Source organism: Inquilinus sp. OTU3971, from assembly GCF_038440215.1.
In genome coordinates this window covers 13,748-25,810 of record NZ_JASATH010000002.1, presented here as the reverse complement: position 1 = coordinate 25,810, position 12,063 = coordinate 13,748, and the positions used below count along the sequence as shown (strand labels likewise).

At 63.8% G+C, this 12,063-nt stretch carries 14 protein-coding genes; 2 read left to right on the top strand and 12 right to left on the bottom strand.

Annotation, left to right across the window (positions count from 1 at the left end):
- Positions 1–2: 2 nt before the first annotated feature.
- Positions 3–1,055: a metallophosphoesterase gene (locus AAHM41_RS00715; RefSeq protein ID WP_342234571.1), complete on the bottom strand. Its 1,053-nt coding sequence runs from the start codon at positions 1,053–1,055 to the stop codon at positions 3–5.
- 172 nt (positions 1,056–1,227) lie between these two features.
- On the opposite strand from AAHM41_RS00715, the gene AAHM41_RS00710 reads away from it, so the two are divergent.
- Positions 1,228–2,292: a hypothetical protein gene (locus AAHM41_RS00710; protein ID WP_342234570.1), complete on the top strand. Its 1,065-nt coding sequence runs from the start codon at positions 1,228–1,230 to the stop codon at positions 2,290–2,292.
- A gap of 32 nt (positions 2,293–2,324) precedes the next feature.
- Here the strand turns inward: AAHM41_RS00710 and AAHM41_RS00705 are convergent, their stop codons facing one another.
- The 10 genes from AAHM41_RS00705 to AAHM41_RS00660 form a co-directional block, all read right to left on the bottom strand.
- Positions 2,325–2,735 carry a hypothetical protein gene (locus AAHM41_RS00705; protein WP_342234569.1) on the bottom strand — a complete coding sequence of 137 codons (411 nt, stop codon included), beginning with the start codon at positions 2,733–2,735 and terminating at the stop codon, positions 2,325–2,327.
- Positions 2,710–3,156 (bottom strand): hypothetical protein, encoded by a 447-nt coding sequence (locus tag AAHM41_RS00700; RefSeq protein ID WP_342234568.1) that lies wholly within the window; start codon positions 3,154–3,156, stop codon positions 2,710–2,712. The genes AAHM41_RS00705 and AAHM41_RS00700 overlap by 26 nt, the downstream gene beginning before the upstream one ends.
- A gap of 57 nt (positions 3,157–3,213) precedes the next feature.
- Positions 3,214–3,462, bottom strand: coding sequence for a hypothetical protein (locus AAHM41_RS00695; RefSeq protein WP_342234567.1), 249 nt, complete (start codon positions 3,460–3,462; stop codon positions 3,214–3,216).
- Positions 3,456–3,686, bottom strand: a complete 231-nt coding sequence (locus AAHM41_RS00690) for a hypothetical protein (RefSeq protein WP_342234566.1) — start codon at positions 3,684–3,686, stop codon at positions 3,456–3,458. Before AAHM41_RS00690 ends, AAHM41_RS00695 begins: the two co-directional genes overlap by 7 nt.
- Positions 3,670–3,894 (bottom strand): hypothetical protein, encoded by a 225-nt coding sequence (locus AAHM41_RS00685; protein WP_342234565.1) that lies wholly within the window; start codon positions 3,892–3,894, stop codon positions 3,670–3,672. The genes AAHM41_RS00690 and AAHM41_RS00685 overlap by 17 nt, the downstream gene beginning before the upstream one ends.
- A complete protein-coding gene (locus tag AAHM41_RS00680; protein ID WP_342234564.1) occupies positions 3,887–4,417 on the bottom strand; it encodes a hypothetical protein in 531 nt (176 codons plus the stop codon). The genes AAHM41_RS00685 and AAHM41_RS00680 overlap by 8 nt, the downstream gene beginning before the upstream one ends.
- A gap of 90 nt (positions 4,418–4,507) precedes the next feature.
- Positions 4,508–5,554 carry a hypothetical protein gene (locus AAHM41_RS00675; protein WP_342234563.1) on the bottom strand — a complete coding sequence of 349 codons (1,047 nt, stop codon included), beginning with the start codon at positions 5,552–5,554 and terminating at the stop codon, positions 4,508–4,510.
- Entirely contained in the window at positions 5,551–6,462 is a 912-nt protein-coding gene (locus tag AAHM41_RS00670; RefSeq protein ID WP_342234562.1) for a hypothetical protein, read from the bottom strand. Before AAHM41_RS00670 ends, AAHM41_RS00675 begins: the two co-directional genes overlap by 4 nt.
- Positions 6,463–6,529: 67 nt before the next feature.
- Positions 6,530–7,477, bottom strand: coding sequence for a hypothetical protein (locus tag AAHM41_RS00665; RefSeq protein WP_342234561.1), 948 nt, complete (start codon positions 7,475–7,477; stop codon positions 6,530–6,532).
- 152 nt (positions 7,478–7,629) lie between these two features.
- Positions 7,630–8,175, bottom strand: coding sequence for a hypothetical protein (locus AAHM41_RS00660; protein ID WP_342234560.1), 546 nt, complete (start codon positions 8,173–8,175; stop codon positions 7,630–7,632).
- Positions 8,176–8,294: 119 nt separating this feature from the next.
- Between AAHM41_RS00660 and AAHM41_RS00655 the strand changes: the two genes are divergently transcribed.
- Positions 8,295–8,696, top strand: coding sequence for a hypothetical protein (locus AAHM41_RS00655; RefSeq protein ID WP_342234559.1), 402 nt, complete (start codon positions 8,295–8,297; stop codon positions 8,694–8,696).
- Here AAHM41_RS00655 and dnaE read toward each other — a convergent pair.
- Complete coding sequence (gene dnaE / locus AAHM41_RS00650) at positions 8,693–12,043, bottom strand: DNA polymerase III subunit alpha (protein WP_342234558.1); 3,351 nt, start codon at positions 12,041–12,043, stop codon at positions 8,693–8,695. The two genes, AAHM41_RS00655 and dnaE, sit on opposite strands and share 4 nt — an antisense overlap.
- Positions 12,044–12,063 lie beyond the last annotated feature (20 nt).

The following is a 12,063-nucleotide window of genomic DNA, read 5'->3' as shown; positions in this document are numbered from 1 at the left end:
GATCACGCCTCGAGCCCCTTCGCTTCGTTGAGGATGTCGTCGCAGAGCGCCAGCAGCCGCGGCTCGCGCGGCGACCCCAGCATCTTCACGAAATCGGCGGTGGACGTGTTGAGCGAGGCGCCGGCGGCGATCGTGCCGCTCGGCCTGGCGCTCTCTGTCTTGCGGGCCGCGTTGATGATAACGCCCAAGGCGCCGAGATCGCGCAGCGTCTCGCGGAGGGTCCGCTCCTCGACCGCAGTGACCGACGGCAGCCGGACGCGGACGTAGTTGCCGTCGACAATGAGCGGCAACTCCTCCTCCGGCGTGGTCTCGTCGATCTCGATGAACTTCGGCGCCTGGCTGGCCCGGAAGTCGACGCGGCCCTCGTTGACCAGCAGGAAGCCCGCCTTGGTGCCGATGTCGGACCAGGTCTGATGGGTCGTCGCGCCGATCGAGTAGACGCCGCGGCCGAGATCCTTGTGGTTGTGGTAGTGCCCGGAGAAGACGCGCCGGAAGCCGAAGTCGGCGAGCTCGGCGGCGTCGAAGCCGTGATCCGGGATCCCGATCAGCACGCCGTTGACTGGCGCGTGGATGATCAGGTCGCATGCCGCGCGGGCCGGCGCCGAGAAGGCGCCGATCGCGTCGCGCAGCGCGGCAACCGAACTCATCCAAGGCGCGAGGATCATGTCGTCGACCATCGTCGGACCCTGGATGACGCGAAAGCCGGCGATCTCCTCGAGCGTCGTGATGGCGCTGCCGAGCCGCTCGGACTCCTTGCTCTCGAGGTCGTGGTTGCCGGGGATGGCGATGATCTCGACGCCCATCCGGGTGATCTCGGAGACCGTGTCATGCGTCGGGTTGAACACCGACGGGGCGATGCTGCCCCGGGTATGGAAGAGGTCGCCGGCGAAGATCATCTGGCGGCCGCCGGCGGCGAGCAGCTCCTGGGCGGCGCGGCGCATTTCGTCCAGGATCAGCTGCAGGCGCGAGTTGACGCCGCTGGTCGCCTTCGACGCGAACGCGCTCCATTCATGGCAGTGTTGGTCCGACAGGATCGCGCGGGGTGTGCTCGTCATCTCGCCCTCGTTTCAGTGCTGACTTACTATAGCGAGCGTGAATGAGGGGTGCGCTCGGTATTTGACGAAGACCGCAGGCTAAATTGCACCCACCCGCTGGAGTCGCTGGTGTTTGAAACGGCGATCGGCCACCATCGATTGCATACTCCAGTGATATTGATGGAGCCTCGCTGTGATCGAAGACGATGAGACCGGATTCCGTGTTAACTGTGTCGATAACCATGGAAAGCCATACACACTTTATTGTTCGCAAGCTTCGGTGGATGAGCTCGAGGCGGAGTTTGATAGTTTATGCAGAAGATATGATCTCGCGTTCGCCACTATGATAATGATCCGTCGGGGCGAAGTAGAAACATTTGTTCCCACACCACCGTCCATGGGCCCTGCGCGGGTGTTTCCAAGAACCCTTACGGACGAGGTTGATCTGTGCTTTAGCCGAGCGCTTGGCGAATACGGAAAACTTAATTTACGGCGATCACAGCACGATGTAGCCATGCCCACCTTATATTTTCTAAATGAAACATTGAAAGGACAATACGGAGAATCAATTACCAACTATTACGCCGCATCATTGTTTCGTCGCTGGAGATATTCTGATAATGCGGCTACTCCTGCCAAAGTTTACCGTGTTGCCTCCGGCCGGCACCCGTCAACTGGAAACCTCTCAACTAAGCACGGAATCGATCATATACATGTCTACGACGACCGCAATCAAGTCACAGTTGTAATAGCAGAAACCAAGACGACCGGCAAAGAACCGTATGAAATCATCCGTCTTAGCAAGACTGCTATAGATAATATTCTAACAAAAGACCGACAACATCAGATGACCTACTCGTGGCTGATACGCAGAATCTGGATATTGCATGATGCGCTGTCCGACGATGATTCGGAGGATGCCATGAAAGAGAGAGCCTGGCTGGACTATGTGGCAAGCTCCTTGTCAGACGCCGGCTCACCCGTAAACGCCAGTTGGAGCCTAGGAAGGCTGTTTCTCCGAATGAGAAATCAGCTTTTCATGACGACTAAATTAAGATCCTATTCGCCCATCGTCCATATCAAATACCAACTGTGGATTCATTGTATCCATAATCGAATTACCGTTATCAAAGAAATAAGCTATCGAGCTGACGGATCGATCCAACGCTATGATCACCATCATCTCTTCTCTCATCGACGATTTTCCGAGAAAAGAAAAAAGGCGCTCATTCAGAAAGGATTCATCGTGAGCCGTTAGGTGCTAACGGTTGTTCCCCGCTGAACATCTGGCTAAAGCGCTACTTTGCCACCTTTCCGCATAAACCATTGCAGCGGCAGATAGCGCTGCAACGACCCTCCGCGGCGCTGATAATCGAGCACCTTGGCCTTCGAGAAGTCCTGGAAGTGCTCCATCTTGGTCAGGTAGACGTCGCCGGTATCGCGGACGAGGACGCCGACCAGGTTAATGCCGAGGGCGCGCATCTGCGTCAGAGTGTCGACGTCGAGGGCCCAGCAGGCGGTGCCCGCATCGATCGCGGCGCTGATGGTCTTCTCACCGGAGCGGTAGATCTCCGACAGGTTGCGGAACGCCAGATAGCACTGGCGCCCGTCGACCAGCTTGATGATGCCGCCATAGGTCCGGCGGCCCTTCTTGACCAGCCGGACCTCATACTTCTTAGGCTTTGACCGGAGGGTTTTCACTCGGCGGCTCCCAATGCCAGAACCCCTGCATCCCACGCGCCGGGACGGGCTCGATCTTGATCACGTCCTCGAGGAACCAGGCGAACCGACCCTCGGCATACCAGCCCATCGCGAATTCCGCTGGCGACAGCGCGTCGACGAGCTCCTGGGTGATCGGCTCGCTGCGCGCCGCGATGGCGGTCGCCACGACACAGCCGCGGGGCAGGGTGTCGAGCGGCGGCACAGCCAGGCGCAGAAGCTCGTCCTGCAGGAAGGGATCCTCGATCGCGCGCCGCTGTGCGGACCGGATGTTCTTGGTGGCCGCAATCGCGATGCGCTGGCCGAGGATCGCCGGCGGGAGCGGGTAGGGGCGGGTCTCGATCTTCTTGGCGCCGATCGCGATCAGATGCGCGAAGGGCTGCCAGGTGCTGATGGCTCTCACCGGAGTGTCCTGCGACGTTGCGGGGTGTTTCGCTGTTATAGTCGCGGGACAGCGGGATCACTGCGCGAGGGCCCGCTCGACCCAGGCCGTCAGCCAGTTGTCATAGAGCGCATGGTTGACCAAGCCGCCGAACACGACCGCCCCCGGGTGCTCGACGGAGAACTCGCGGATGCGATCCTGATTCCACTGCACGAAGCCGATCAGCGGGCCGCCCGGCAGATCCTTCCTGTCCTGCTCGAACTGGACCTCCGGATCGCGCCCATGCGCCCGGGCGTAGTTGGCATAGCGAGGGTTCATGCTCAGCATGCCGGCCCTCCGTGGTCGGCCAGCAGCTCAGCGATGCGGTCGGCGAGAGCGTCGGCCTTGGCTGGCGTCATCTCCCTATCGAGATAGCGGCCGTGCCCATCCGTCATGCTGATGCGGATAACCGGCTTGCCCTTGTGACAGATCCTCCGACCGTCGCCGACCGTGTAGTCGTGCTTCTCAGCGGTCGCTGCCTTCTCGGCGATGCCTTCAGCCGGCCAGGTCATTCTGCTCTCCTGCTTTCTTGAGGGCCTTGATGGTCGAGCGGTCGTTCAGGGAGAGGAGCGTCTGCATCGCGCTCCGGAACATCTTGCCCTCGGCCGTGCCGGCGAAGACGCCGGCGCCGACAGCGGCAAGGGCGGCCGCGTTCGTGATGGCCTCGCCGATCGCCTGGGCCGTCGCAGCGACGGCTTGCTGCCGAGTGGACTCAGACATCGGTCAAGAGATCGCCAAAGCGGAGGCGCGGGTTCAACGGCAGCACTTGGCCGATCAGGATCAGGTTCTTCAGGGTGCGGTCGATCTGGTGGAGGATGTGCTGCGCGAACGCTGAGCGCGCCTCCTCGCGCAGGGCCGCCTCGTTGTCCTTGACGAAGGCGCTCAGCTGCGCCTTGGCAGCCGCATTCGCGTTGAGCTTGTTCCGGGCGGACTCGGTGAGCCAGGACCCGGCGCCATCCGCGCGGCGGCCGCTCCACCAGACCGCCCAATCGCCGGCCTGGCGCTGGACATTGGCCTGGATGAAATACTCGACGCCATTCAGGACGGTGCCGCCACCCTGGTGGTAGCCCGGGCCGGCGGCCAGGAAGGTGTTGTGGGTGTCGATGGCGCTGCAGCCGGCATTGACCCGGTCGAGGTAGAGCCTGCCGCCATATTCGGTGGTGATCTGCCGGTCGAAGTTGATGTGCTCCATCCAGTTGAGGCGCACCTCGAACTCGCCCAGGCCGTCGAGTGCCACGCGCATGTCTCTCTCCCTTGCGTCAGTCATCGATGACTGAACGATAGCGACGCGCTGATGGGATCGCGGTAGGAATCAGCGCGTCGCTATCGGGTATCAGGCGGCCGCGGCCTCGACCTCTGCCGGAGCCGGGGCGCGAGCCGGCAGCAACGCCAGCAGCTCCGCGTGCAGACCTTCCTTCTCGATCTTCTCGATCAGCGGCCCGCGGTGATACTTCTTGCCGTCTGGCCAGACGAGATAGGCGCCGGCCTGCTTGATGACCTCGATGCCGACCAGGTAGTCGACCGTCGAGCCGACCACGTCGAAATAGCCGGTGCCGTCATCGCGGAACATGAAGCGCCAGTTGGCGGTCAGGAACGGCCGGCTGACCTTGTTCTTGACGACGCGGCAGCCGATCTCCTGGCCCAGCATCTTCTTGTCCTCGCCCTTGCCGGTGGTGATGCGCGTGGCGCCCAGCTGCACCCGCACCGACGACCAATACTTCGGCGCGTCTCCGCCCGGCGTCGTCGTCGGATCGCCGTAGACCACGCCCGGCTTGATCTTCAGCTGGTTGAGGAAGATGCAGCAGATGCCGAACTCCTCGACGAACTGCGCGAGAGCAGGGAAGGCCGCACTGGTCGCCTTGGCGAGCGCCATGTTGTCGTGCATGCCGTAGTCCTCGATGGCCTTGTCCATCTTCGACTTCGGCACCATGCCGGCGAGGCTGTCGAAGACCCAGGCGATCGGGGCCTCGACCGGGATCAGCTTCTTGCCCCGGATCAGCTCCGCGGCCTTGATCGCGATGGTGATCGACTCCTCGAAGGTCTTCGGGGTCTTGTAGACGAACCGACCCGGCCGATCGTCGAGACCGAGATCCTTGCCCAGCGGGATGGCGAAGGACCGCTCATGATCGTTGAAGCCGGCGATTCCGCCCGCCTTCTGAGCGGCGATCATCGCCTTGGTAGAGATGGCGGTCTTGCCGCAGGACGGCGGCCCGAAGATCTCGACGATCCGGCCGACGGGCAGGCCGCCGTCGTAGCGCCCCGACAGGGCGAGGTTGAGCGGCGCGAAGCCGGTGTCCAGGAAGCTCGTGACGGTCGCCGCCTCGTCGTTGGCGCCAATCACGGCCTCGAGGGCATCGGCGAGTTCGTCGGTGCTGCTCATGCAGCGATCCTTTCATGCTCGAACGGCCCGACCCACTTCGGCAGGTCGGCCAGGATGGAATGGAAGGCGAGCTCGGCGCAGAGCGTCGCGAAGCGCGCCCGGTCGACCGCGCCCTTGGTGATGGTCAGCCGCTCGGGCTTCGGCAGATCCTGCCGCCGGAGATCCATGAGGCGCATGTTGCGCTGGAAGATGTCCCGGCCGCCGGTGGCGTTGTCGACAAAGTCGAGCCACTTTTTCTTGCAGCTCCGATCGCCACCCTCGACCGCGGCGATGAAGTCCTCGACCGTGCCGAAGGCGGCGAGGATCTGCTTGGCGCCAACGTCACCGATGCCGCCGACGCCACCGATGTTGTCGCCCACGTCGCCGCGCAGGGCCTTGCCCTGGACGAACGCATCGGCGTTCCGGTAGCCCGTCACCTGCTCGAAGTTGCCGAGGCTGACGGTCAGATCCTTGTAGGTGTCGTAGGAGACGACGCCGCTGCCGACGAACTGAAGCCAGTCGCCGTCGCGGGTGATCATCTTGATCGGCCGCCGCTCGGCGCGGAACTTGCGCCAGAGGATGCCGGCCAGGTCGTCGGCCTCCATGTTGCTCGCCATCATCTGGGTGACGGCGAGGGAGGTCAGGGCCTTGGCGATGAACGGGCGCTGTGCCTTGTAGGCGCTGCGGATGGCGAGCTTCTTGGGGTCGTCGTCGCGGGTGCCCTTGTAGGTTCCGAGCTCGTCCTTGCGCCACGAGCGGCCATCCCAGAGGCAGATGACCTTGTGGTCGCGATGCGAGACGATCAGGTTGCGGATGGTGCGGAGAGTGCCGAAAATCGCCTGCGTCTCTTGTCCGCCGGCGGTCAGCTTCCTCCCTTCGTGAGCCGCGAAGCCCACGCTGTTGGTGTCGATGATGAGGATGCCGGACATGACCCTGTGCTCGCCAGAGAAAGGAAGGGCCGGAGCGAACTCCGGCCCTTGACCGAGGCGACCCGGATCAGAGATCCAGATCGGCGAGCATCTTCTCGATGTCCTCGTCGGCGCCGATCGCGGTCGCCGCGGCCGCCGGGGTCACGACGATCTCGGGCTCCGACGCCTTCGTCTCGTAGATCCGCTCGGGGATGTCGTCGTCGATCTCCACCGCCGTCGAGCGGGCGGTCTCGGCGGCGGTGCTCGCCGGGCGCTCGGCCGGGGTGATCTCCGGCTCCGGGCGCGTGGTCGTCGGCGGGGTCAGGAGGCCCGGGCCCGCGAACGAGCCGGAGGCCGCCAGCATGCGGGAGCTGCCGAAGATGGCGCCCAGCTGCTGCTTGGCCTTCTGCTCCTTCGAGGTCATCTCCGCCTTGACGAAGTCGTCCAGGTTGTGGAGACGGCCCAGCGCCGCCGCCGGCACCGGCTGCGACTTGGCGGCCGCCATCACCTTGTATTCGGTGTTGAGGCCCTTGCCGCTCTTCTCGATGACGAGGTCGGTGCCCTCCTTCGGGTCGGTGATGTCGCCATACTCGTCCATGACGGCGAGCACCTGGTCGAAGGTGGTCGGGGTCAGCTGGTAGATGGACGGCGCCTCCTTCTCGCTGGCGTCGCCGTCGAGAATGAGCACGTTGACGATGATGGTGCCCTTGGCCTTCGCCTCGCCCAGCGCCTTCAGCAGGTCGTCGTCGGCGATCTCGCGGCTCTTCTCAGCCAGGAAGTCGCACATCTCGCAGGCGTGGCCGTAGGACTTCTCCTTGCAGCCCACGACGGCCTTCACGGCGCCGGAGGTGTCCTTGATCCAATGCTGGCCGAAATCGTGCCAGAAGGGCTCGACCTGGCCCGTGCCGGTGCGCCAGGCGGGCAGCACCCGGATGCGGTTCTTGCCGTCGCGCGGCTTCTTGATATCACCGCCGCGGCCGGTCTGGGCCGCAATCTGCGAACGCTTCGCTTTGATGATGTCCATCATGGACGACATGGGGAACTTCTCCGAGATTTTGGTGGTGCCGAACTGCCGGGAGACCCAGCGAACTGGCGTGCTGCCCGAGCGAAGCGCACTAGCGCGCTTGTGCTGTCGAGCGATGAATAATTATAGCGCTTTCGCTACGCCATCGCTCTTGGTTTCTGCGATCAGTCGCGGGGTTTCGTCATTTCCAGGGCGCGATCCCGCCGGGCCGCGGCGGCGCGCTCATTCGCCTCGACCGCCAGGATCCGCTGCTCGCCCTTGAGGTTCTCGCGGTCGCTGGCGCCCAGCTGCACGAGCATGTCGCGCCGCTGCTTGAAGCTCTCGACCACGGTCTTGCCGAGCTCGACCTGGTGCCGGGCCTTGTTGATGGTCAGGCGCAGCGCCACGACCTCCGGGTGCCGGCTGATCTCCTTCTCGACCGCCGCCTCGGTCAGCTTGGTGCCGTCGGCCGCGGCCCGGTCGCGGATCAGCCGGTCGACCTTCGCGCAGCGGATCGACTCGATGTCCTTCCACTTGTCGAGTTCGTAGGTCGCAAGCGCCAGCTGCTCGCCATAGTGGGTGAACAGCGACGCCTGGTCGGCCATGGCGCCGGACAGGTCGGACGGATTGATCCGCACGTCCTTCTTGTATTCCGCGGGGTCGAAGAAGATTTTGACGCGGGGAATGGGCGGTTTCCGCGCCTCGGCGTCGGGCACAGTCTCGTCGGCCATGCTGTCGTCTCGCTAGTCAGTGATGACTGATTATAGCGAACCCGAAACGGGTTTGCGCTCGTGAACTGCTAACTCTGGTATGATCTTCGCTGGGACTGATCTTTTGATGGAGAAGTGCCATGGTCGGACTAGACGAATTTATCGCTGGAGTATTGACGGCAATTGTTCGGGGAATTAAGCAAGGGCAAGCCTCAGATGTGGGTGACCACGTCGCTCCGTTGATATCGGGTCACCAGAGAAACGATTACGGCAACTTTCATCTAAAAGGTGATGGATCCAATCAAGCAACCATCGTGCAATTTGACGTTCAGGTTGCGACAGAATCTGCATCGGAGGGGACAGGCACCGGCAAAGGGAGTTTTAGGCTGTATGTGGTAGATATTGAAATCGGTGCCGGAGGCAAGGCGGCTACTAAATCCTCCGCTGTGCATCGCCTTCAATTTGCTATCCCACTCAAAATTCCCGTGACACGCTCGTCAGATCGTTTGGCCGGAGCACAGGCGAACTCAGACGTTCCCTAAAGGTCGGAGACCATGGTCGTGATTTTCACGAACAGCTCCTCGAGCACGGACATCTTGTCCGGGTCGTAGGCGATCTGGGCCGGGTTGAATCCGATCACGATGTTGGCGTCGAGCGTCTTGTCGAAGACGACGTTGCCGGCGAGCTCGATGGTGTTGCCCCTGACGTCGGGGACGAAGTGCTTCACCGATGCCGAGCCCAGGCAGACGATCACCGGCGGCTTGAGGATCTCGATCTCGCGGTCGAGGAAGGGCGCCTGGCCGGCGATCTCGAAGGGCTCGATCATCTTGCCCTTCTTCGGCCGCTTGAGCAGCCCGGTCCAGTAGGCGTCCTGCTTGGTGAGCCCGACCAGCGCCAGCGCCTCGGAGACGAACTCGAAACTGGCGCCGGCGGTGAACTGGCCCTTCTGCTCCTCGCTCCAGGTCGGGCAGTCGCTGACCACCATGAACCTGGGCTTCGAGCCGAGCAGCGGCTTGCAGTAGACCGCGTCCGCCGGCGCCATGTAGTCGAGGACGACGCGCTTGATCTCCTTCACCGACAGCGCGTCGCAGGACATCTCGCGGCGGATCGGCACGTGATCCGAGACCAGGCCCGGCAGCAGCTCCACCTGGTCGCGCAGCCGGTCGGGATGGGTTGCCGCCAGCTGGCCCGCTTCGATGCGGGCGAAGGCGCCGACCTTGTCGAGGCTGGCCATGTGCCGGATGTTGCAACGCTTGCGCTCCACCCGCGCGGTCAGATCGGCCATGCTGGTGAACTGCCCGCCCACCCGGGCCGCCAGGATCGCGTTCGAGGTGTTGTCGGAGATGCCCTTGATCCGGTTGAACGGGATCACGAGGGTCGTGTCGTTGAGGATCTCGAACTCGGTGGACGAGATGTTGATGTCCGGCGGCAGCACCTTGATGCCGAGCTCCGCGGCGTCGTGCAGGAGCCCGGCGAGCTTGTCCTCCTTCAGCACGGTCAGCGCGGCTGCGAAGAACTCGACCGGGTAGTAGGTCTTCACCCACATGCTCTGGAACGAGATCAGCGTGTAGGCGACGGCGTGCGACTTGTTGAAGCCGTAGCCGGCGAATTTCTCGATCTTGTCGAAGATCTCGCCGGCGAAGGCCGCGGTGACGCCGGAGGTGGCGACGGCGCCGGCGACGAACTTGTCGCGCATCTTCGCCATCTCCTCCGGCAACTTCTTGCCCATCGCCTTACGGAGCTTGTCGGCTTCGGGCATGGTGAACCCGGCGAAGTCACGCGACACCTGCATGACCTGTTCCTGGTAGACCATCACGCCGAAGGTGTCCTTCAGCGCGTTCTCCATCGACGGGTGGTCGAAGGTGATCGACGCCATGCCTCCCTTGACTGCGACATACTGGTCCATCAGCCCGGCATCCATCGGGCCCGGGCGGTAGAGCGCAGTCGCCGCGGCGACGTCGTCGAAGGTGATGCCCTCGCGCCCGAGATCCTTCAGGAGCTTGCGCATGCCGCCGGACTCGAACTGGAACACGCCGACGGTCTTGGCCGCGGCGAAGTTGGCGAGGGTCTTCTCGTCGTCGAGCGGCAGCTCGAGGAGGTCGACCTTCTTGGCGTGGCGCTTCCAGATGTAGCGCTTCGCCCGATCGAGGAGGTCGAGCGTGGTGAGGCCGAGGACGTCGAGCTTCACCAGCCCCATGTCTTCGGCGACCCGCTTGTCCCAGTTGATGGTCGGCTCACCCTCCCGGCGCTCGACCACGGCGCGCTCCTCGAGCGGCACCCCGCCCACGACGACGCCGGCGGCATGGCGCCCCAGCGAGCGCATGCAGCCTTCCAGCTTCGTGGCGTGGCTCCAGATGCCCCTGTAGGCGTCGCGGAACTTGGCGATGTCGGGCACCAGCTCGGCCGCCTTGGCGAGGCTCACGGGCTGCCCGTGCTCCTTCGGCACCAGCTTGGTGCAGGAATACTCCGACGGGTCGAGGTCGGAGACCCGGGCGACGTCCCGCACCGCCGACGCCGCGGCCATGGTCGTGTAGTTGGAGATGCCGGCGACCCGGTCTTTGCCGAAGGTCTCGGTCAGGTAGTCGATCACCTCATGCCGGCGCTCCGACATGAAGTCGAGATCGGCGTCGGGGAGATCGAGGCGCTCGGGGTTGATGAAGCGCTCGAACAGGAGGTCGAAGCGGATCGGGTCGACGTCGGTGATGCCGATCAGGTAGCCGACGAGCGAGCCTCCCACGGAGCCGCGGCCGGGGCCGACGGCGATGCCGTTCGATTTCGCCCACTGCACGATCTGGCGGACGAGCAGGAAGTAGCCGGCGAACTTCAGCCGCTTGAGGATGTCCAGCTCGTAGAGCAGGCGCGGCTTGTAGGCGGCGGCGAGGGCGGCGGCGTCGGGCTGGTGATCGAAGACCTTCCTGGTGAAGCGGTCGCGCCAGCCTTCGACGCAGAAGCGCCGGAGCACCGCGTCCTCGTCCTCGGCCATGGCGGGCAGCGCCACGGGCATCTTCTCCCAGACGTAGCCGATGCTCTCGACCAGCGTCTCGACATTGGCGAGCGCCTGGCTCCAGTGCCGGCCCAACGGCAGGGCAGGGAAGCGGCCACGGGCCCGGTGCGCAGCATCGACGGCGCGCTCATAGAACGCCTTGTCGCCGAGCATGTGCAGGTCGCGCACATAGGGCTTCAGCGCCCAGGTGTCGCCGAGCTTGGCGCCCTTGCCGTCGCAGATCACCTGCAGCACGTCGCGCGCGTCGGCGTCGCCCTCGGCGTAGAAGGCGGGCAGGGAGACGACGAGCGGGATGCTCAGCTCCTCATGCAGCTGGATCGCGTCGCGGTTCTGTCGATCGAACAGCGGCGTTGCGATGGGGCACAGCTCTAGAAACACATTAGAGCGTCGCTGAGCGTCGAAAATGTTGCGCGCTATCTCTCTCGCGCGTCTATGCGCAAGCGCGCTCTGCGCGTCTCCCAGAGTGACGACAAGCGCGTCCGTGTCGAGCTCTGCGAGCAGCTGGGCCCATGCGAGCCGGGGAACCCTGTAGAAGTTCGGCTCGGCGTTGGCGAGGGTCAGCAGCCGGAAGATCCGCTTCAGCCCGTCATCGCTGCGGGCATAGAGCTTCACGAAATGCTCCGCCTGCTTGAACTTCTCGCCCTTGCCCGGGCGGTAGACGATGTCGTCGACCATCCGGAGGCGGACGCCGATGATCGGCTTGATCTCCGCCTTCTTGGCCCGGACCGCGAAGTCGATCATGCCGCTGACCGTCATGGTGTCGGTCAGGGCGACGCTTTTGAGCCCGAGGGTCTTTGCCGTCTCGACGATGGTGTCGACCGACATGGTCGACTCGCCGAGAGAGAAGTGGCTGCGGACCGACAGGGCGTGGTTCAACGATGCCAAGCCTGGCTCCTTGTGCTGGT